Source organism: Bacteroides coprosuis, from assembly GCF_020741705.1.
Taxonomy (GTDB): domain Bacteria; phylum Bacteroidota; class Bacteroidia; order Bacteroidales; family Bacteroidaceae; genus Bacteroides_E; species Bacteroides_E coprosuis.
The window spans coordinates 1-23,027 of record NZ_DYYK01000179.1; the positions used below are offsets into that span (position 1 = coordinate 1).

General features: G+C 34.6%; 17 protein-coding genes. 5 read left to right on the plus strand and 12 right to left on the minus strand.

Annotated elements, in window-relative coordinates; genetic code table 11:
• Nucleotides 1-190: 190 nt before the first annotated feature.
• Nucleotides 191-2,119 carry a polysaccharide biosynthesis protein gene (locus tag K8V80_RS10500; RefSeq protein WP_276777790.1) on the minus strand — a complete coding sequence of 643 codons (1,929 nt, stop codon included), beginning with the start codon at nucleotides 2,117-2,119 and terminating at the stop codon, nucleotides 191-193.
• Between the two features lie 115 nt (nucleotides 2,120-2,234).
• Nucleotides 2,235-3,557 (minus strand): PhoH family protein, encoded by a 1,323-nt coding sequence (locus K8V80_RS10505; protein ID WP_006744458.1) that lies wholly within the window; start codon nucleotides 3,555-3,557, stop codon nucleotides 2,235-2,237.
• A gap of 141 nt (nucleotides 3,558-3,698) precedes the next feature.
• On the opposite strand from K8V80_RS10505, the gene K8V80_RS10510 reads away from it, so the two are divergent.
• Entirely contained in the window at nucleotides 3,699-4,994 is a 1,296-nt protein-coding gene (locus tag K8V80_RS10510) for a bifunctional folylpolyglutamate synthase/dihydrofolate synthase (RefSeq protein WP_276777793.1), read from the plus strand.
• Nucleotides 4,995-5,064: 70 nt separating this feature from the next.
• Here the strand turns inward: K8V80_RS10510 and ccsA are convergent, their stop codons facing one another.
• From ccsA to K8V80_RS10540, 6 genes are all read right to left on the minus strand, one after another.
• On the minus strand, nucleotides 5,065-5,847 hold the full coding sequence (gene ccsA / locus K8V80_RS10515) for a cytochrome c biogenesis protein CcsA (RefSeq protein WP_276777796.1): 783 nt from the start codon (nucleotides 5,845-5,847) through the stop codon (nucleotides 5,065-5,067).
• Nucleotides 5,844-7,091: a cytochrome c biogenesis protein ResB gene (locus K8V80_RS10520; protein WP_216586520.1), complete on the minus strand. Its 1,248-nt coding sequence runs from the start codon at nucleotides 7,089-7,091 to the stop codon at nucleotides 5,844-5,846. Before K8V80_RS10520 ends, ccsA begins: the two co-directional genes overlap by 4 nt.
• A 62-nt stretch (nucleotides 7,092-7,153) precedes the next feature.
• On the minus strand, nucleotides 7,154-8,653 hold the full coding sequence (gene nrfA, locus K8V80_RS10525; RefSeq protein WP_276777802.1) for an ammonia-forming cytochrome c nitrite reductase: 1,500 nt from the start codon (nucleotides 8,651-8,653) through the stop codon (nucleotides 7,154-7,156).
• A 23-nt stretch (nucleotides 8,654-8,676) separates the two neighbouring features.
• Nucleotides 8,677-9,261, minus strand: a complete 585-nt coding sequence (gene nrfH, locus K8V80_RS10530; RefSeq protein WP_006744453.1) for a cytochrome c nitrite reductase small subunit — start codon at nucleotides 9,259-9,261, stop codon at nucleotides 8,677-8,679.
• Nucleotides 9,262-9,440: 179 nt separating this feature from the next.
• Nucleotides 9,441-9,899, minus strand: a complete 459-nt coding sequence (locus K8V80_RS10535; RefSeq protein WP_276777806.1) for a GNAT family N-acetyltransferase — start codon at nucleotides 9,897-9,899, stop codon at nucleotides 9,441-9,443.
• A 134-nt stretch (nucleotides 9,900-10,033) separates the two neighbouring features.
• Nucleotides 10,034-12,316 carry a GH92 family glycosyl hydrolase gene (locus tag K8V80_RS10540; protein WP_276777809.1) on the minus strand — a complete coding sequence of 761 codons (2,283 nt, stop codon included), beginning with the start codon at nucleotides 12,314-12,316 and terminating at the stop codon, nucleotides 10,034-10,036.
• Nucleotides 12,317-13,033: 717 nt separating this feature from the next.
• On the opposite strand from K8V80_RS10540, the gene K8V80_RS10545 reads away from it, so the two are divergent.
• Both K8V80_RS10545 and K8V80_RS10550 read left to right on the plus strand, forming a co-directional pair.
• Nucleotides 13,034-13,693, plus strand: coding sequence for a CatA-like O-acetyltransferase (locus K8V80_RS10545; RefSeq protein WP_276777811.1), 660 nt, complete (start codon nucleotides 13,034-13,036; stop codon nucleotides 13,691-13,693).
• A 27-nt stretch (nucleotides 13,694-13,720) separates the two neighbouring features.
• Nucleotides 13,721-13,951, plus strand: coding sequence for a hypothetical protein (locus K8V80_RS10550; RefSeq protein WP_006744449.1), 231 nt, complete (start codon nucleotides 13,721-13,723; stop codon nucleotides 13,949-13,951).
• Between the two features lie 407 nt (nucleotides 13,952-14,358).
• Here K8V80_RS10550 and K8V80_RS10555 read toward each other — a convergent pair whose 3' ends face one another.
• Nucleotides 14,359-15,951: an ABC-F family ATP-binding cassette domain-containing protein gene (locus K8V80_RS10555; protein WP_276777814.1), complete on the minus strand. Its 1,593-nt coding sequence runs from the start codon at nucleotides 15,949-15,951 to the stop codon at nucleotides 14,359-14,361.
• Nucleotides 15,952-16,345: 394 nt separating this feature from the next.
• On the opposite strand from K8V80_RS10555, the gene K8V80_RS10560 reads away from it, so the two are divergent.
• Nucleotides 16,346-16,813 (plus strand): GNAT family N-acetyltransferase, encoded by a 468-nt coding sequence (locus K8V80_RS10560; RefSeq protein ID WP_006744447.1) that lies wholly within the window; start codon nucleotides 16,346-16,348, stop codon nucleotides 16,811-16,813.
• Nucleotides 16,814-17,141: 328 nt separating this feature from the next.
• Nucleotides 17,142-17,717, plus strand: a complete 576-nt coding sequence (locus K8V80_RS10565) for a hypothetical protein (RefSeq protein ID WP_276777818.1) — start codon at nucleotides 17,142-17,144, stop codon at nucleotides 17,715-17,717.
• 79 nt (nucleotides 17,718-17,796) lie between these two features.
• Here K8V80_RS10565 and K8V80_RS10570 read toward each other — a convergent pair whose 3' ends face one another.
• The 3 genes from K8V80_RS10570 to K8V80_RS10580 form a co-directional block, all read right to left on the minus strand.
• Nucleotides 17,797-19,542 (minus strand): phospho-sugar mutase, encoded by a 1,746-nt coding sequence (locus tag K8V80_RS10570; protein WP_276777821.1) that lies wholly within the window; start codon nucleotides 19,540-19,542, stop codon nucleotides 17,797-17,799.
• Nucleotides 19,543-19,696: 154 nt separating this feature from the next.
• Nucleotides 19,697-21,331 carry a C69 family dipeptidase gene (locus tag K8V80_RS10575; protein ID WP_006744444.1) on the minus strand — a complete coding sequence of 545 codons (1,635 nt, stop codon included), beginning with the start codon at nucleotides 21,329-21,331 and terminating at the stop codon, nucleotides 19,697-19,699.
• A 24-nt stretch (nucleotides 21,332-21,355) separates the two neighbouring features.
• Entirely contained in the window at nucleotides 21,356-23,017 is a 1,662-nt protein-coding gene (locus K8V80_RS10580) for a M23 family metallopeptidase (protein ID WP_276777823.1), read from the minus strand.
• Between the last annotated feature and the right edge of the window lie 10 nt (nucleotides 23,018-23,027).

Genomic DNA, 23,027 nt, shown 5'->3' on the forward strand with positions numbered 1-23,027 from the left:
TCGGTGTCATGATGATACGATGACTAAGACCATTTAAATGAATATCTCTGATTCTGTAGACTAATATTCCCAACATAAATACTTGATACAACTAGATAGAGCTTATTCTTAAGGAAAATTCAAGACATAAAAAAAGCTGAATAACTTTTTCAAATTATTCAGCTTTACATTTAATATGCTTTATTTGGTTTTAGCTAACCAATGTTTTTTTTGATTCTACTTTATCCAACTCTTCGAAGCAAGAGTTCTTGCTAATAAATTCTGGAACAATATCTTTCATAGCACTTACTATAACCATTTGATCATAACAATAACTTGTTTTTATAAGATTAATCATGCACTGATTAACTTCATCATAATCATATTCACGCACATTAGCAATCATGATCTTATCATGATAAGTAGGTTTAGTCAATTCTTTAACATTAAGCAATTCTTCATATAGCTTTTCGCCATGACGTAAACCAGTAAATACTACTTTTACTGTATCATCACAGCCTGAAAGACTAATCATTCTTTTCGCTAAATCTAATATTTTAACAGGTTCACCCATATCAAAAATAAAGATTTCTCCTCCATTACCCATACTACCCGCTTCGAGTACTAAACGACAAGCTTCAGGAATAGTCATAAAGTAACGAATAATATCAGGATGGGTTACAGTTACAGGTCCTCCTCTTCTTATCTGATCCTTAAATCGAGGAATAACAGAGCCATTAGATCCTAACACATTACCAAATCTAGTAGTGATAAAGTTTACTGGAGATTCATGAGTTTTAGCTAATTTACGAGCAAGAGATTGTACATAAATTTCTGCAAGACGCTTAGAACAACCCATCACATTAGTAGGATTTACAGCTTTATCAGTAGAAATCATCACAAATTTTTCGGCATTGTACTTAACCGCTAAATCAGCAATAGTCTTCGTTCCACCTACATTCACTTGAATGGACTCAGAAACATTGTCTTCCATCATAGGAACATGCTTGTATGCTGCAGCATGGAAAATATATTGAGGCTTAAACTCTTTAAATATCGATTCCATTCTTGATTGATTTGTAATATCTGCAACAATGGTTTCTGCATCAATATTACGCCATTTATCAATTAGTTCCAAACGAATATCATGAAGGGGAGTTTCTGCTTGATCTATCAAAATTAAGTTGTAGGGATTAAAAGTCGCTACTTGACGCATAATTTCACTCCCGATAGAGCCAGCAGCACCCGTAATCATTACTCTCTTACCCTCCAAATGTGATGCTATTTTACGAATATCTACTTTAATAGGCTCTCTTTGCAAGAGATCTTCAATCTGAATCTCTTTTATCTGCTGAGTTGTTAATGTCTGACTGTTCCATTCACTTATTGGAGGTACTGTCAATAATTTAACTTTATGCTCAAGTAACTTATCAGTGTATGCAGAGTTCTTTAATTTATCAATTTTAGCTGGAGAAACGATGATTGTATGAACTTCTTTTTCTGTTAAAACATCCATAAGATCAGAATCATTGGGATAGACTTTAACACCCATCAATACTTTATTTATTAATTCAGACTCATCGGCTATAAAACCTCGTATTCGATAATGCTCCTTCATACCAATACGAATAGACTTAGCAATATTTACTCCAGCCTCTTTCGCTCCGTAAATAAAGACATTTGTTCGTCTTTTAAAAGAAGCCCCCAATGCTTCAAAGAAAGTTTTAACAATTATCCTTAATGAAATCATCATAGAACAGTTAGCCACATAAGCAATTAACAATATACTAGTTTGAATACGACTATCACCTGTAAAATATCGGAACGCTTGTTCCATCACTATCAATAAACCGTATGAGACAGTTAATGACATTATAATGCGAAGTATATCAACAAAAGAAGAGAAACGTAGAATATTAGAATATGTACGAAAAACTCTAAAGAAAAGAACATTGATTAAAACGATTAAGCCAATACTCTTAAAAATTGCCACATAGTTTTCTACAAACATTGGCACATTATATCTTAAAATATAGGCCAATAGTACGGAAATAATAATTACTGCAATATCCAAGAACAAAATCATCCAAATAGGTAGAACTCGGGCAGATAGATAACGTTTAAAAAAATCTAGTTTCACTTTTTTTACTTTTTTATATTCGAATTGCAAAGATATGTTTTATTTATGTATCCAAGTCTTTTTACATTATGTTTTTACAAAAAGAACTATTTTTCTGTTCTATTTTTCAAAAAAGTCAAAGTATATTACTTGCCAACTCACTTAATTCACTTCTTTCTCCTTTAATCAAATTAACATGAGCAAACAAGGGTTGATCTTTCATTTTATCAATCATATATACCAAGCCATTTGATTCTACATCTAAGTAGGGATGGTCTATTTGTTGGATATCACCTGTGAATACCATTTTTGTATTTTCTCCTGCACGAGTAATAATTGTCTTAACCTCATGAGGGGTTAAGTTCTGAGCTTCATCAATAATACAATACATATCTGTCAAACTTCTTCCTCTAATAAAAGCTAATGCTTCAATCACAAGCTGTTTACTCTTCAACATCTCTTCAATCTTGCTAGACTCTGAAGAAGTTCCATCAAATTGATTTTTTATCACATTTAAATTATCAAACAGAGGTTGCATATAAGGAGATACTTTTTCTGTAGCATCACCTGGTAAGAAACCAATATCTTTATTGGATAGAGACACAATTGGTCTTGCCAATAATATTTGCTTATAATCACCCAATTGTCTTAATGCAGAAGCTAAAGCTAGAAGCGTTTTTCCTGTACCCGCCTTACCTGTTAGTCCTACTAGTTTTATATTGGGGTCATTTAAAATATCAAAAGCAAAACTCTGCTCTGCATTTCGAGGTTCTATACCAAAATTCTTACTCTTTTTAACTTTATTAATTGTTCGTGTAAAAGGATTGTATCGTACCAATACACTATTTCTATCACTCTTCAGTATAAAGCATTCATTGGGTCTTAGAGCCTCACCTACTTCAAGTTCTTTGGCATCAACTCCATCATAGGAGGAATAGATTCTATCTATCAACTCACTATTAGCGGTAGTAATGGTTTCGTGCTCCCTTTCAAATATATCTATATTGTTAACCTTATCGTTGATATAATCCTCAGAAGGCAGCCCTACAGCACGAGCTTTCATCCGAAGATTTACGTCTTTGGAAACCAATATTGTCTGCATACCTGGGTGCTGTTCTGCAACATATTCTGTTGCAGCAAGGATGTAGTGATCTGGTTTATTTAGAGCAAAGCAAGCTTTTACTTTCTTTGCTTCAACATTACCAACCACTATAAATAATCTTCCTAAATCATCACCTAAAGAAACTCCTTCTTTAAATAAATCGCCTTCACTAAGAGCATCAATTTCTCGAATAAACTCACGAGAGTTGAAGTTTATCTGTTCATTTCCTTTTTTAAATTTATCTAACTCTTCCAAAACAACGATGGGAAGATAAATGTCGTTTTCTTCGAAATTTCTAAGACAATTATAATCGTGTAAAATCACATTAGTGTCTAAAATAAAATTCTTCTTTCCCATACATCTTCTATTTTAATTGTTCATATTTGCACAACACAATAAATCGCCTTTTATTGGGCTGTACCAGATTAAGATTTAGTATAGACAAGATAACTAAAATAAAGAGAAATAGGCGATTATTAGAATTATATATTTTGCTTTATGAACTACGAAGAAACTGTAAATTACCTCTACAACTGTGTACCTATGTTTCAAAAAGAAGGAAGCAGTGCTTACAAAGAAGGTTTATCTACTACTAAAGCATTAGATAAACATCTAAATCATCCACATACAACATACAAAACAATACATATTGGTGGTACCAATGGAAAAGGTTCTACTTCACATACTTTAGCTGCCATATTACAAGAAGCTGGGTATAAAGTAGGCTTATATACTTCACCTCACTTAATTGATTTTAGGGAACGTATAAGGGTCAATGGGATCCCTGTTTCAGAAAAGTATGTAGTCGATTTTATTGAGAAAGAAAGAAGTTTCTATGAACCTTTGTCTCCTTCTTTTTTCGAATTAACAACAGCTTTAGCTTTTAAGTATTTTGAGGATCAAAAAGTAGATGTAGCGGTTATTGAGGTAGGACTTGGTGGACGACTAGATTGTACAAATATTATTCAGCCCGATCTTTCAATCATTACAAATATAAGCAATGACCATAATCAATTTTTAGGCAATACTCTTGCTGCTATTGCAGGAGAAAAGGCAGGAATTATTAAAGAACAGACTCCTATCGTTATTGGAGAGTATAATGATGAAACTCTCCCTGTGTTTGCAGCAAAGGCTGTCGAAATGAATGCGCCCATCTACTACGCACAAAATAATCCTACTCTTAAAGAAGAGCTATGTACTCCTAATGCTATAGGCTGGAGATATCAAACTCAACAGTATCAGAATTTAGATGGAGAGCTTGGTGGCTGGTGCCAACTTAAGAATACGAATACCCTACTTACTGCTCTTCCTATTCTTATATCTCTGGGTTACCAGATTTCTGAAAACAATATCAGAAAAGGTTTTGCTCAGGTTTGTGAACTTACAGGGCTAATGGGCAGATGGCAGAAATTACAAGAAAGCCCCAAAGTAATATGTGACACTGGACATAATGTTGCGGGTATCAGCACTATTGTAGAACAATTCAAACATCAAAATTATAAGGAGCTACGCATTGTTATAGGCATGGTTAATGATAAAGATATTAGGGGAGTTCTTCATCTTTTACCTAAAGAAGCCATTTATTATTTCACCCAAGCTTCTGTAAAAAGAGCCATGTCGGCATCTGAATTAGCAGAAATCGCACATGCCGAGGGACTAAAGGGTGATACCTACCCCAATGTAGAACAGGCTACTATGAAGGCGATAGGTGATAGTGATAAAGACGATTTTGTATTTGTTGGAGGTAGCAGTTTTATTGTTGCCGATCTATTAACTTTTTGGCAAAACCAATAAATACCATCCACTCTAGCAAGTAATCATAAAGGCTATACCTTAATTGAGTATAGCCTTTTTTATAAGTTGATTAGGAATAAACATGTACACTTCCTTGGGCAGAAGGAAGATAATTGACACCCACCCACGTAATCATTAAGAGTACAAAAGATATACTCAATATCCATAGTGCTATTTTGGGATACCTATTACGCAACCTCATATGAATATAGAGTAAATACCCACAAGAGGTAATAAATGCCCATGTTTCTTTAGGATCCCACGACCAATAATGCCCCCAAGCCTCCTTAGCCCAAACAGCACCCATCAACATACCCAATAATAAAAATCCCAATCCCACATAGACTAGATTATCCATCAGGTGATACAGCTTTTCGTCGACTTTATTTTTTTGAAAGTTTCTCAATTGAATGATTGATGTAATAGTTGCCGCACCCAGCATAGCATAAGACAAGATATAAACTGTAACATGAGGGACAAACCAATAACTTTGCAAAGCAGGCATTAAATTAGTAGAATGTATTTCTGGCTTGAATATATTAATACATACAAAAACTGAAGCTACTATATTTGAAAAAGACAACAACCATTTATATCGCCAGCGATAATAAGTAATCAATCCTACAATTGATATAAAAAAAGAATACCACAAACGGGTTTCACCCATCGTTCTCAAAGGTGGCCTATCTTGTCCAACCCACAAGCCTATTATAAAACAAAAGAATACAATTACACCCGCAAGAGTCATCAGTTTAGCTATCTGAGCTCCATTCTTTTTATAGATGATAAAGGCAGCTATTATCCACAAAACAAGTGTAGGTATAGCAAAGTATAAAAAAACATCCCAAGTCATTTCTTGCCTCCTTTCTGTTTATGTCCACTCCACAATAAGATCACACACCCTACTGCTAAGATAATAATACCAACGTACACCCAAGGTAACCAAGGATCATAGACCAATTCGAAAGCCGAATAGTTTGACATTTTACCAGCCTCGTTATCATAACCATATTGATAAATAGTCCAATGCCCAATGCGTAGTGGTTTGTTGACCTCTAAAAGAGCATGCTGTACACTTCCATCATCCATAAATACATCAATATCCGAAATGAAGCGCTTAGGTTCGGCTTGTGTCATTACAAGAGTATAACTTGAGTCGATAGGTAGTGTCATGTACAATTGAGCACGATTTCCTCCAGAAACCCAACCCTGTCGAACGATACTGTCGTTTTGAATTTTCACGAAGGCTGCAGGACTAGCTCCAGGCATATAGACTTCAGCATAGGTACTATCGCTATTCCGTACTGCTTCATGAATGTACTCCTCTACTTCCAAATCAAACATCCAGAGCTTACCCTTCATACGATTCTCATCTATTTGAAAAAGATCTATTCTGTTTTCGGGTTGCACAGCTCCTGTTTCTCTGTCTATAATTGCTAACTTAGGAGGATACTCTTCCATAATAAAATCATTCAGTTGGATAGCAATCGGCAGTTCTAATACATTTTCTTCACTATCGTACACCCTCCATTCTACCTGATTCTCGTACACATACATAACATAACGTTTTATATCTGAAGCTCCTAAACCTGCTGTAAAAAGAAATATCCACAAGCCGATATGAGTGCAATAAAAAGCCAAATCACTTTTTTTGAATGGATATATTCTTCTTAATATCAAAGAGCCTAAAGCTATGAGAAGAAAAAGATAGAGTAAAACAAAAGGCCAAGAAGTAGTCATTTGTGTAAAGCCCAAACGAGAGAAAAAGTCCTTTTCGGGGATTATAGAAGAACTCACTTGAGGAGTCAGACCCATAATCAGAGTTAACACAAGCATTACTCCTATTAAAATCACAGCCAATGGTGCACCCGATAACCATTTATAGAATGTTGATTTTCGTATCAGCAGTAACCCCAAAAGGAGAAATACTAGAACTCCTCCACAAACGATATTTACGGGATAGGCAAGGAAGAAAAAGTTAAAGTTACCCAGAATCAGTTGAAGTAAGATTCCGATACCCATAACACCTAAAACAATAGCTATACTTTCTTTATATCCCCATGGAAAGCGCCACATTTGTCGTAATTCTTTTTTCATAAAGATAAAAAAAGAGTGTCTAAAATAGAGATACTTCAGACACTCCTACTTGTTTGTTTTTATTATAATTGAGCAGTAAGTTTTCCGTCGGCTTTCGCTTTTTCTAGCCATGCAGGAACAACTGTATTCACCCATTTTTCTTTTTTCTCTTTCAGGTTTTTCATATCCAAATTGATAAACTCTTGAGCTTTATCTTTGGAAGAAATATCGGGCATATTAAAATCTTTTATACCGTGAGAATAAAATACTTTTTGCAGCTCCATCTGTGCTTGAAGAGACTTGTCTAAGCTATGAGCTAATATTCGTTGGGTTTCAACAGGAGCGTGAAAAGATCCACCATGTGAGGCAACTGCAAAATCCCATCTCCACTGTGCTTGGCGAATTAATTTTAAAGCTGTAGCCATTTCAGCTTCAGTAGCTCCATTATCCCAAGCTATTTTAGCCATAATATGCACTTGAGGAAGTACCTCTTCTATTCTATCTCGTATTTCTAAAGCCTTATCTTGATACTCATAAACATATTGTCTTAAATCTTCCTCAGTATCTCTATGGCAAGTTTGACAAGTATTTGCTATATTTTTTAGTGGACTAACGACTTGGTGATTAGAATATTTTATTCCACCTTCTGATTTATAAGGCATATGACAATCGGCACAACTTAGACCTCTTTTATAGTGAGGGCCCATAGTAAAGGTTTCATAATCGGGATGTTGAGCTTTTAGCATAGGTGCTTTACTCAAACTATGTGTCCAATCGGTAAATTCAGCCTCATCATAAAACGCTTCCATATCTTCAACTGTTAAGCCTTTATCCCAAGGAAAAGTAAGATATTTTGTATCTCCTTTGAAGTGATATTCTACATGGCATTGGGCACAAACCAATGTACGCATCTCTTGTTGCGTAGCTTTAGTAATATCCATACCTCTTCTTTCAAAAGCTTCTATCAAAGCAGGACGAGTAATCTTTAAACCCATATTCTGAGGATCATGACAATCGGCACATCCCACAGGATTCATTACTTCTGCTCCCCAATCACTCCATTTGGCTTTATAAAAGTTTTCAATTCCCTTTTCATGCATAAGGCGGGGTACATCTGGTCCTTTACAAGTCCAGCAAGTTCCAGGCTGCATATCTCCTTCTCCATTTTCGGGAGTGCCTGTACGCAATGTATTTCTCACATCTTCTATGGCATGCATATGTCCTCGTGGAGCAGAATAATCTCTAGAAAAAGCATATCCAGCCCACATAACAACCATAGCAGGTCTTTCTTCGAGAACATCATGAGGGGTATTTCCCATGTGCTTACTCGTGAAGTCCATATCCTTCGTTTTGAGCCAAGTTTCATATTCACGGGGATAGTTTATACCCCATAAATCACTCTTAGGCTCAATCCCCTCAATTTCTATTTTCTTATTATTAAAAAGAGTAGCAATCTCTGCTCTACGCTCTGTTATAGATGCAGCAAGCAAGCCTAATAGGAATACAGCGACCATGACTACTGCGAATATCATCCAACCAATAGCGGGTCTTTTACGTATTTGTTCACCAAGTTTCTTAAACATAAGATTTAAGTTTTATATATTTTCTACTTTTCTTTTTTCATTGTTCTCTTCAGCCAATCGGGTACAGGAGATTCGGGCAGAGGTACAATAGCATTGGGAGAAGAGGCCAAGTTACTTATCTGGGTATGCGGCACATCTCTATGACAATCCCAACAAGCTTTACCTTCACCTTTGCGTACATCAGCATAAGTAATCATACCTGTTTTTACAAAATCTTGATTTAATTGAGTATGGCACCTTATACAGTTTTGCATAATTACTCCATAACTCTCATTACGTGGACGTAGAGTTTGAGGCTCTGCTTTCAACGTAAAAACAGCAGCGTGATATAAACCATCTTTCGCTTTAAAAAAATATTTATTGGCTATATTGTTGTGAGGAACATGACAATCGTTGCAGGTTGCCCAGCGCCCATGAGAGCTATGATCCCAAGATTGATAATAAGGGGTCATAATATGACAATTGATACAAGCTTCTGGATCATCTGAAAGATATGAATGGGCTCTAGACATATAAAGTGTATATCCCCCTAAACCGAAAATTAATCCAGCTACTATAAATAAAGGAACTATAAACTGAACAGGTATATGCCGTAAAAACGATTTCATATTATCTATTTTATTAATTCAATTATTCATACATAAGTATAGGATATATACTAAAATGTATACTTTTATATAACTGTCATCTTATTATATATACTACTATATAACAGCTACATACAATACTAATATAACATATATTATATAAAATAGTTCTTTTGAAGCAGAAAAAATAGACTTAAATATTAAATTATCTTTGACATCATTATGTGATCAATGCCAGCATCTAAAAACACCTTACCTTCTGCTATAAAGCCGAATTCTTCATAAAACTTTTGGAGATAAAGCTGAGCTTCAATTTTAATTTCTTTCTCCTTTAAATCGTGTTCTAAAACACGAATAATTTCTTGAACTAACTTCTTTCCAAGTTTTAATCTTCGTGAATCTTTAACGACCAATACTCTTCCAAAAGAAGCTTGATACTCAAACAGCATTCCACTGGGAAAGAGACGAGCATAGGCTATTAATTTATTCTCTACATACCCTAGTAGATGCAGGGTTTGTCTGTCTTTATCATCTAAATCGGGATAGTGACAATTTTGTTCTAAGATAAAGACATCTTGCCTTTTTTGAAGTATTTGGTATAATTCTTCAGTAGTTAATTCAGCGAAAGATTTAAGAACCCAACGAGGTTGTATATCCATATTATCTAATATTAAGTTGACTGCTAAAGATAATTTATTCTTAAAATAATCTATCATAGAAAGGCAATCAATACATAAAAAAAGTGGATGATAGAAAACTATCACCCACTTCATTTATATTACAATTTTGAACTTTATTGTACAGATACGGGTCTGTCTTCTAGATTCACACCAAATTGTGATGGTGTATTACCCATTTCAAAGACTAATTCTCCACCCGCAGCGATATCATCAAATTCAATAAACGATTTCGTATAAGGCTGACCATTCAAGGTTACACTTTGAATATAAATATTTTCTTTACTGTTATTATTTGCAAGAATAGTAAATACATTACCATTACCTACATTCAATGTAGCTTTATCAACGATAGGGCTACCAAAGATGTATCTTCCACCAGCAGGCTCTACTTGATAGAAACCTAGAGCTGAAAGCATATACCAAGCTGACATTTGACCACAGTCTTCGTTTCCTGATAAACCTGCAGGAGCATCAAAATAAAGAGTGGTTAATACTTCTCTTACTCTTTGAGCTGTTTTCCATTGTTGTCCTACGTATGGATACATATAAAGGATATGGTGGCTTGGTTCGTTACCTTGAACATATTGTCCAATTAAACCTGAGATATCTGGAGATGCATCACCACTCAATTCTGTACTTAATAAAAACAAAGTATCTAGATTTTGAATAAACACATCTTCTCCACCCATAAGATCTACTAGACCATTTACATTTTGAGGAACAAGCCATCTGTAGTGCCATGCATTTCCTTCTGTATAGTCATCTTCTCTATGTTTAGAGTGATATGGATCTAACTCACCTGGTCTGAAGTTTCCTTTAGAATCAATCCCTCTCATAAAACCAATACTCTTATCGAAATAGGATTTAAAAGAATTACTTCTATTTAAGAAATACTCATAATCTTCTGTTTCGCCTCTTTCTTTTGCTACTTGAGCAACAGCCCAATCGGCTAATGCATACTCTAGACCTGAAGCTACAGACTCACTTGCTTTATCATAAGGGATATATCCGAATACTTTATATTGATCTAAACCTCTATCATCTTGCAATGCTGATTCTTTAAGTGCTTGATAAGCCAAATCTCTATCAAAGCCTTCGAAACCTTTTAAGTAAGCATCTGCAACTACTGGAATACCAGGATTACCAACCATACAATCGGTTTCATTGCCTACTAAATGCCATACAGGAAGTTTTCCTTGTTCCTTGAAGATATACAACATACTATTAATCATATCAGGCACTTGCTCTGGGTGAATAATAGTCATCAAAGGATGTGCTGCTCTATAAGTATCCCATAAAGAGAATGTAGTATGAGCCTTAAAGATTTCATTATTGTAATTTTTGCCATCTGCACCTCTATAATCGTTGTTTACATCACAGAATAAAGATGGAGCAATCATAGTATGATAGTGTGCTGTGTAGAAATTACGAAGAACAGATTGATCTGTAGATTCGATTATTGCTTTCTGTAGCTCATTATTCCATTTCACATCGGCATCCGTTACTGTAGCATTAAAATCCCATTCTGGAAGTTCTTCTTCCATATTCAATTTTGCATTTTCAATGCTTACAGGAGATACAGCTAGTTTAAGATAAATATCTTCATTTTCTTCAGTATCAAATAAAGCTCTACCATATACTAGTTTTGCAGTAAGACCTTTCTTTCCTTCTGCTAAAGTTTCTCCTTCATAAAGTTCGAAGCCCTTAAGTGGTTTAGAGAATTTAGCAGTGAAGAATACTTTTTGATCGGCTGCCCAACCTTTTGAGTATCTATAGCCAGAAACTGTAGTTTCATCTTCTTGAACCAAATAACCTTCTAATGATTCGTCCCAGTTTAGGGCATCTGCCAAGTTGATTACAACAGCAGCATCATCAGCTTTAGGGAAAGTATATTTATGGAAACCTACTCTTTCTGTGGCTGCTAATTCTACACCAATATTATAACGATCTAGTTTTACACCATAATAACCAGCTTTTACTACTTCATTCTTTCTATTAAATAAAGAGTACATTCCTGAATCATAACCAGAATCATCACCCTTAGCTAACTTAGGGCTACCTGTAGTAGGCATAACTAAGATATCTAGCAAATCGCCAATACCTGTACCGCTTAAGTGAAGGTGTGAAAAACCGAAAATAGTTGAATCTGAATAGTGATATCCCGAAACCCAATCCCAACCTGTGTGAATATTGGTTGGTCCGAGTTGAACCATTCCGTAAGGAACATTTGCTCCTACAAAAACGTGCCCGTGGTCACCTGACCCAATATAAGGATCTACATACTGTGTTAAATTGGGCACTTCTGCTACAGGAGTAGACTGATTACAGGCTGTCAATCCACCCAAAAGCAAGCCCGCTAATACACCAACGTGCATTATCTTTCTTACCATCTTCATATAACTCTATTCTTTTTAAATGATTTATGTTTTTCTATGTTTCTTACTAGACTATCTCCCACGCACAAAAGCGTATATACACAGTATTATAAAGCTATTGACAAAGTAACATTATTTTTATTAGATATCAAAAGTTCTGTTAATACCTTATGTCTATTTAAGTAAAAAACACTCAACATCCAGGAATAAACGATCTTATATCTTTTGTGACGTTCTTCTTATGGCTATCGCCGAAACTAATCTAGAATACATTTCTTACCTTTTTTCTTTAAACTAATAGCTAATTATTCTTATTATCCAATTCCTTAGCGTAAATATCCTTTCACTTTAGCTATTCTATATTCTTTTATACTAATTATCATTTTGAGTAGTGCACTTAAAGAAATAGATTAATATTTTGACACCGATATGAAGATACGATGACACCGACATGTCATCATCATGTCGGTGTCATCGTATTATTAGGATAGAGGTATCTATCTTATACTGATATAGATAAACAAATTCTTATTTACTCCGTAAATTGACATCTGGATAGTTCTTTTGAATACCTCAATTGCAGATTAAGGCTAATCCATAAAAGACTCTTTTTGTAGTTTTGACAACTAAAGTAGATTAAAAAATAAAGAATTCATTTTAATTCTTTATCAATCTTTTCTATCTTAGTTTTAGTATCTATGCCAAAACGAACGTAGATTTTTAAAATAGAGCAAAGCAATGGTAGCAAAATTCAATCAAATAGACTTTGAAACTTGGGAAAGGAGTGAGTATTTTTATTATTATATCAATAAAATAAAATGCAAATACACACTCACTGCCCAGCTAGATATAACCCCTATTATCATACTGAAAGAGCAGAAATCCTTAAAGTTCTTTCCTACATTTTTATACGCCATTATGCGTGCAGTAAATGAAAATAAAGAATTTCGTATGGCATACAATCAAGATAAACAATTAGGTTATTGGAACTTTGTTGTGCCAGCTTATACCCTATTTCACGAAGATGATAAAACTTTTTCGGATGTTTGGAGTGATTACAATGAGGATTTTAACACATTCTATTCCAACGTAGTCAATGATTTAAATACCTATAAAGAGGTGAAAGGGATTAAAGCAAAGCCCAATCAACCTAAGAACTTTTGTTCCGTATCTTCCATTCCTTGGCTTAGCTTTTCATCTTTTGCTCAAGATACCTACGAAGAATCCGATTTCCTTTTCCCTCTTATTCGCTTTGGCAAATACTATAAAAAAGACGATAGATTCTTCATACCCTTCGCTGTCTTTGTAAACCATGCTGTTGCCGATGGCTACCATACAAGCAAATTAATAAACGATGTGCAAAAATTTATTGATAAAGCTCAACAGTGGGGTAAATAAATAGAGATATCTAAAAATACTAAGAAAATGAAAGATTGGAAAACGATTATGATCATTCAGGGAGTAGCTATCCTTACAATAGGTATTTTATCCTTGACAGCCACACAGATTCTTGTAAGTAAAGTAGGACTATTTGCACTTATGGTTTCTTTTATCCTCTTCATCTATGCAAGAATTAAAGAACTTAATTCTTGGGATATAAAACTAACTCTTGTTATTACTCTTCTCTATCTTCTTTTTTATTTTTACATGAAATAAAAAAAGGGTGAAGCTGTTTCCAACCTCACCCTATCCGTTTTGGAGTTTTCATTGCTTGATATCTATCTTTCTTCATCATGAAGTAGATATTACTCCTTTGTCCTAAATATATTTACCTTTCTTGTAAAAATCCCTATTAAACTAGTAAACAGATTATTATTAGTATTATGCAATTCGTATTTGAGCCTAAGTATCGAATACAGAGTTCTTCTTATATTTTTACAAAAGTAAAACTCATATCCTGTCATTTGAATATGCTAATAAAGCAATTTATTATGGATTAATACATCTTTACTGTATATTTATTTACTTTAATAGATAAATATTACCCTTTTGTGCCAAAATATATTTTTTGTCAATAAGATTAACCACCTATACATACAAAATAACTGACATTCAATAAGTTCTTACTTTAATTCCAATTCATAATCAATTCCAACTTCTTGGATAAAAACATCATCGTGCGATACTAGTAAAATGGAACCTGCATAATTACGCACAGTTTCAGTTAAAATTTCAATACTATGTATATCTATATTATTAGTTGGTTCATCCAATATTAAAAGATCTGGAGCAACTGATGATATTAACAAACTACATAAACTCAATTTCATCTTCTCACCACCACTCAAACTAGAACAAGGCTTGTCCCAAAAACTCTCTGATAATTGAGATCGATGCAACATACATTTTACTTCATGCTCGGGCATTTTAGAATTAAAGTTTTGTGCCTGTTCGTAAACAGTCCAACTCGGATTGAGTAATAAATAATCTTGGTCTAAGTACATCCAATTTAGAGGAGCAACATCAAGCTTCCCGATGGTAGGCTTCACAGATCCAGTTATTAAATTGAGCAAAGTTGTCTTACCAGAACCATTAATGCCCCTCAATAATACTCGCTCACCACTACGTATTAGGAAGTTCAAAGTCTCTTTCCACAAAGGTTTCTCTTTCACATATTCAAAATTCAACCCTTTGGCCTCAACTAAAATTTTATTATCATGCAAGTCGGAGGATTCTATATGAAGCTTCAAAACAGAATGCTGGGCTATCTTATCTTTGATAGACTGAATATCACCCGACAAAGCATTAACTCTATCTCCCTGAGTGGATTTATAACGTGCACTCGTTTTTTCAGCACGATCTTGACGGGTATCAAGTCCCATTTTCCCAATTCCTTTTTTTATACTCAAATCTTTACCTCGATTATCCAACTTTTGTCGGCGTTCAGCAACTTTCTGCTGCTTCTTTAGAGCAACTTTTCTTTCTACCTCTTTGCCTTTCAATGCATTTTCAATAGCATTCAGCTCAATCTCTTTTTGTTCTTTATATTCTGTGTAATTTCCAGAATAATACTTTATACCCAGGCTAGACAATTCATAGATACCGGATAGGAGATCAAGTAGTTCCCTATCGTGGCTAACTATTAAGACTATTGCACTGGTCTTTTCTATCCAGCTATATAATAAGTCTTTAGAAACATAGTCAAGATGATTAGTAGGTTCATCCATCAACACAAGTTGAGGTTGATGGAGTGTCAAACCAGAGAGGAATACTTTCACACGTTCTCCCCCGCTTAAAGTAGAAAGGGTTTGCTCTAACCGAATAGAGTCTAAACCCCACTGATGCAAAGCTTTAATTACCCGCTCTTCAATATCCCAATCATCACCCAAAAGTTCCATGTATGCAGGCTCTACATTCCCTGCTAGGATTTGGTGTAACGCAATAATTTTAGCATCAACCTTCAAGGCTTCTGCTACTGTCAACGAACTGAATTCATCTATATTTTGGGGTACTACATAGGCATCAACCTCTCTATAAACAGAGCCACTTTGAATAGGTATTTCACCACTAATTAATTTTAAGAGAGTTGATTTTCCTGTTCCATTATCTCCTATCAAAGCAACTTTATCGCCTTCTTCAATAGAAAAAGATAAATCAGTAAATAAAATATCCCCGTCAGGGTGTTGGAAACTTATATTTTGAAGAATTATACTCATAAACAAGCCAATTTAAAACGATTAATAATATGATTATAAACGGGCTTTATTCCATAGATTCAACCTATACATCAACAACTAGAATAGACTAATTGCTTAAAATAGAAATCCGAAAATTATAAATAAGGAGAATTTGCTAGAATGAAAGAGCAGAACCAATGTGGATTTATTGGCCTACCTATCTCAATTTAGATTGAAATAAAACCCATGAAGTATGGAGGGTTTCTTATATTCTCATTGAAGCATTTATTCGTTAATACTGATTACAAAGGTAATACTTCTTTTTTCTAATTCTTAATTATCTAAGAAATATATTTTCAGCAATAAAAGACATAAAATAATTGCCTATTCTCATTTAAATTATTAAGTTTAAAGTTTTTCAATTTCTCAAGCTATGAAGTACGAAATAGAAATTCTTTCAAACTCAGACACAATTCCATACAATTTGCTATTACTTGCAGATGAAACTATGGAAGCCATAGAAAAGTATATTCACCAATGTACAATAGTGGTAATACGCTCTAGTGAGAGTAACCATCCTATAGGTGTTATGGCTCTTTATGAGATAAGTAAAAACCTCTTAGAAATAAAGAATTTAGCTATAGATACACCTTTTCAAAAACAAGGTATAGGAAAGCAATTAATTGATTATGCCTTTACTCTTGGCAAAGAAAAGGGGTATAAAAAACTCATTGTTGGTACAGGCGATTATAGTATGGATGCCTTTGCTTTTTATAGCCGTATAGGATTTAAACCTTATGGCGTTAGAGCTGACTTTTATATAGACAACTATAAAGCTCCTATCATAGAAAATGGGCATCAACTTAAGGATATGATTATGTTGAAGCAGTGTATCCACTAGTTTCCATCATGAAATAATCTTATCCATACCTTTTTAAGCTACTAGAATACTCCATTATTAAATCTCTATTAATGGAACTAATAAGAACGGAGTAAACACTACCCAAATATGAGTGTAAGATTGGTTAAAGAAGAAAAGAGAAAGACATGAAATCTTCAGCTTTAAATAAGCTAACTCAATAATAATCAGTAAAAATATCCCGACAACCCATGTTGGGATATTTTATTATGTATCAACATTTTATGACTAATATAATTCATTTTGAATGAGATTTATATCAGAAATTCTTTGTTTATTGAGGTATTAACTTTAATAAAATGCCTTAATTATGAGAACCACTAGAATTAAACAAAGAGAGTTTAAAAACTCTGTAGCACACTCGTGGGCATTATTTGCCCTAGGAGGTGTTTCACTACTAACTGGGTTATGGGCTTTATTTGCACCAACAGCAGCACTAACATCTGGCCATTTATTCTTTATACTGAGCATTATTCTGATCGGAGTACTTCATTATGTATATATGCGTGTAACAAGAACTGATGTTTACGAATGGAGCTGGGGTATAGCTGCTGCTATATTTGGAATTATCATCGGATTGGTTATGACATCGAAGGAGTGTACACAGTGGAATATTTTAAGTTTCTACCTGGCAATATGGGGTTTTGTCCAATTCTTTATTATGCTTACCATTATATCAGTTATCAAGAATAGAAAGTTTGTCAATTGGATAATCATACTAGTCTGCGCAATAGCAGGATTAGCTCTTTCTACTACACTTATTGTAAATCCTATAATAGCATCTAGTAAGTTTATAGTTTCATCACTATTTATTATATATGCTATGCCGCATTTTTATTATGCTATTCAGGTAAATAGAGTTCAGGTAAATATTTCCAATAATTAGACAACTTAAATCAAATATATAGACAAAAAAAAGACTCAACTAAGCTGAGTCTTTTTTTATAATATGTTATAGCAGAAAATTAGATACCTAAATCTTTGCAAACAAAGTCAACTTTAGCATCTGCTAATTTATTAACTTCATCATAATCTGCTCTAGACTTCATATCTCCCATTACTTCAATGTAGAACTTAATCTTAGGTTCTGTACCTGAAGGACGAACAGACGCTTTTGAACCATCTGCTGTAAAGAACTGAAGCACATTTGAAGTGTCAGGCATATCTAATTTAGTAACCTTGCCTGTCTTAATGTCCTTTTCTTCTAATGATTGAAAGTCTTTGATACGAACTACTTCTGAACCAGCCAATGTTTTAGGAGGGTTGTTTCTGTAATTAGTCATCATTGCCTTAATTTCTTCAGCACCAGTTTTACCCTTACGAACTACACTGATTACTCTTTCTTTAGAGAAACCATATTCTAGATATATATCTTGAAGCATTTCATATAGAGACTTACCATTATCTTTTGCCCAAGCAGCAATTTCGCTCATCAAGCAGCAAGCAGAAACAGAGTCTTTATCACGAATAAAGTCAGCAGCTAAGAAACCAAAGCTTTCTTCACCACCACCAATATATTTTTTCTTTCCTTCTAGCTCACGTATTTCACGAGCTACCCATTTGAATCCTGTGTAACAATCAATTAATTCTACGTTCACAGAATCAGCAATTCTTTTGATAAGCTCAGTAGTAACAATTGTTTTAACTACAAACTCATTCCCTTTCAATTTGCCTAGAGCCTTATACTGAGTCAAAATATAATACAAGAAAATCATGCAGATCTGGTTACCATTCACCAAAATCCATTCTCCCTTATCATTTTTAACAGCTATACCAATACGGTCTGCATCAGGATCACTAGCCATCACTAGGTCGGCATTCGTTGCTTTCGCTTTTTCTACAGCCATTGTAAGAGCAGCTGGTTCTTCTGGGTTTGGAGAAACCACAGTAGGGAAATTACCACTAATTACATTTTGTTCAGGAACATCAATGATATTATTGAAACCCCACATCTTAAGAGCTTGTGGTATAAGAGTAATACCAGTACCGTGGATTGGAGTATAAACAATCTTCATATCTCTATGACGAGCAATAACATCCGGGTTTAAAGATACAGTCTGAACAGCATCTAAAAATACCTTATCAATATCTTTACCAATAATTTGGATTAACTCTGGTTTACCTTCAAACTTGATATCCTCTGCTTTTACTTTTTCTACCTCAGCAATAATACCATGATCATTTGGAGAAAGAACTTGCGCTCCATCTTCCCAATATGCTTTATAACCATTGTATTCTTTTGGGTTGTGAGAAGCAGTAATCATAATACCACTTTGACAACTTAAGTGACGAATGGCAAAAGATGTTTCTGGAGTTGGACGTAAGTCTTCAAATAGATAGACTTTTATTCCATTTGCAGAAAAGATATTTGCAGAAATCTCAGCAAACTTACGGCTATTGTTACGGCAATCATGACCTACGACAACTGCTATTTGCTTCAAATCTTTAAACTGCTTATTTAAGTAATTCGATAAACCTTGGGTTGCACCACCCACGGTATAGATATTCATTCGGTTGCTACCAGCACCCATTATACCACGAAGACCACCAGTACCGAACTCTAAATCTTTGTAGAAAGATTCAATTAGTTCTGTTTTATCTTCACTATCAAGCATTCTACGAATTTCTGCTTGAGTTTCTTCATTATATGCAGGAGTAAGCCATTGATTAGCTTTTTCAACTACAGATTTTAAAAGTTCTTCGTTTTTCATTCTAATTAGTATCTTTAGTTGTTAATAAACTCAATAATATTGAGGAGTACAAATATAAACTATTCTTACCACGACACCTATAAAAAAGAATAGTTTATGCATATACACCCTATTCAATAACAAATAGGATGTAAATATGCTCACAGAATAACGTTTATTTAACTTTATAGCGTTCTCCTGTTTGTTCAATATAGTCTTTCAAGAACTTTTCTGTGTATCCTGGGCGCACAACGCCTGTAGGTTCTCCTATTTTATTTCTTTCAAAAGAACCGTCTTTATTTGTTTTAGTTACTACTCCATCGTTGTATTTTACGATTAAGTATTCACCTAATTTTTTCCAAGATTCAAAAGCTTGTTGACCTGCTATCTTGGTATAAGATGTCAAGAATTTTACAGCTTCTTCTGGGTTTTTAGCATAAAGATCTGATGCGACTTTCTCAACACCAGCTTGATTCTGTTCATAATAAGTTTCTAATTCGTTTTGAACTTTACGAAGATCATTAATCATTAAACCATAGCGAGGGTAAACCATATTAGATACCCATTGGTAAATCCAGAAAGCACTATCCCAAGAGAATGTAACATAATCTGCACCATTAGCAGCATAGCTATCAGGAACTTCTGTTGCTGAGCAATAAACTGGAGTAAAGACAGTCATATTTGCATCATCTAATCCGAACCAGAAAACACCGCCAATAGCATTAGGTAAAGTTGAACGCATCTGAGAAACAAATACCCATGCACTCTGTTGAGTAGAAATTGGACGTTCATTGAAATACTCTTCTCCTTCATATTTAAAGGTTAGTGGAGACAGACGATAAGGAGTATTATAGGCTCCAGCACCAAAATCTTGGCTAATATCTAGCTGAGTACCTTCATAATGATCTCTCATAGCATCTCTAACATCTTGTACAGATACTTTTTTATTAGGTTTGATAAAAAGAGGCATCGGCTCATCTGTATCACCCAAGATATAAGGTAAGAAGTTCTCGCCTTGATCAGTGAACATATTGAAATAGCTCCATACACGAGCTTCACAGAAGCGACGACCACCAAAATCCAGAGGATTGTATGCCTTTGAGAAGCTAAAATCCTTGTTTACTCCATCAAAGTAACCTTTTTCACGAGCAAAAGATATAACATCAGGAGAGTACATACAATTGTTCTTATCATTCATATCAAAAGAGTGGATACGAGATTGATTAGCATGAGCTGAGATGCAATCATCTGGTACACGTACAGCTACCCAAACAGCACCTTTGATACCGGGACCTTTACCCATCATTTCCATAATCCATATCTCATTTGGATCGGCAATAGTAAAAGACTCCCCTCCACTAGCATAACCATACTCTTGAACTAAGCTAGTCATCACTTTGATAGCTTCTTTTGCAGATTTTGATCGCTGTAAACCCAAACGGATTAAGCTACCATAATCAATGATTCCTGTAGTATCTTCAAGTTCTGGGCGACCACCAAATGTAGTTTCAGCAATAGTAACCTGGTATTCGTTAATATTACCTATTACATTGTAGGTTTCACGGGCTTGATCAATGGTTCCCATAAATCTATTATCTTCCCAATTGTAAATGTCTAGTTTAGCACCTTTCTCATACTTTGCTGCAGGAGAATGATATAAGTCACCAAACATGCCATAAGAGTCTGCTGAATAAGATACAATTGTAGAACCATCAGCAGAGGCTTTTTTACCAACGATAAGGTTAGTGCAAGCCAGCGAACTAATAATCACAGCAAATAGGACCGCTGTCGTCAAATAAAACTTTTTCATATTAATAGTGTTTTTTCAAAATAATTACCAGAAAAATTCTTCTTCAATAAATGTACGATTTTTACTGTTATCTACCACCTCTAATTGAACTTTATGTCTCTTTCCTTTTTGCAATCTCTTAGAATCTAGCTTATAACGAATTTTATCGGGCATAATATCTAAGTAAAAGAGGGCATATTCTCCATCAATAGTGCCTCGATAGGAAGCGATTCCCGATTCTTTATCTTTAGCAGAAAAAACTACTTCTCCATTTTTAGCCCATCTCTCCTTTGCTTGAGCAGTAACTATAGGCGGGATAGAATCTATTAATACAGCATAGGTTCCTAGTTCACTTATCTTCGCATGCATAAATCCTTCCTTATATTTGCCCCCTACACTACTCCATTTGTTATTTTTACGAAGTCGTGCAACATACAATTGATCTACATTCAACCCCTCACGAGGTATAACTCGCAAAATTAAATCTGCCGAACGGTGCAGTGGAATATAAGTATCTAAATCACAAAGTTGGTAGGTAAATGAAGCAGAAGAGGGAGTTTGAGCTAAAATCTTGAAATCAAGATAAACGGAATCATACAAATATTCAGCAGGGATAAAAAGATTCATTCCTGGTCGGCTGATGATATTCGCCTTATTCCAAGCTAAATAATCAATAGTCTTTAGTTGAGGCTGATAGATGGTCTGCTTTTCTCCACGAAGAGCTAAGAAGTAGGTCGATTTATTGCCGTAATAATCAGTCAATACAAATCGCAACTGATAAATACGCTCTTTATCAATGTTTAATAAGCCTCTTGTTTCATTATGTGCTTTCAGCATACGCAACTTATTCCCTGGCTCAATAAAGGTTTTCATATAATTCTTATAAGTCCAAGAGTTAATGTAACGACTCTCATCGTCTGCAAACCGATCCACATTACTTTCAAAGGTAAGTTCACCATCAACATAGAGTTGTAAATGCTTTACACCATAATTATTGCTTACCCCATCCATGTAATCGAAGGCTTTAATACCAACACCTACTAGTCCCCAGGCAGAAATAGTTTGATTGTCTTGTATAGCTGTGGTGGATATTTGAGTGGAATGATTGATTACTCCCTTTCCCAATTGAGGAAACAACATAAAGCCTTTGGCTTTAGGAGCTGTGGTATCTTTTAATCGAGTTGAGAAAAAAGGTAAGGGATCAATTTGATCTCCTGATGCATTTTCAAACACATCTAGATGCAGGTGTGGAGCAAAGGAATAACCCATATTTCCACTCCAAGCTACTTGTTCTCCTTTTTTGATGGGATGTTCGCCAGGATTAAAGTTTAAGTCCATTTCCCAGCTCTGGTTAGCATATTGAATAGAATCCACAAGCTCTGCTATAGGAGAAACAAAGCCCATTAAGTGGCGACTTATAGTAGAAAACCCATTCTCATATACGGTATGAAGTACATAACCAGAACCGTGTGTTACTCTCACTCTAGAAATATACCCATCGGCTAAAGCTAATAGTTTTTTTCCCGATTGATGTTGTGTTTTAAAATCCAACCCTCCATGAAAGTGGTTACTTCTCAATTCTCCAAAATTACCACTTAAATATAAAGGAAAATCGAAAGGAGTACCAAACCCCTTTCGATTTATATCTTGAGCTATACTATTTATAGATAGTAAAAGGAATAAAGCTATAATGTATTTTTTCAGCATTTCATCTTAT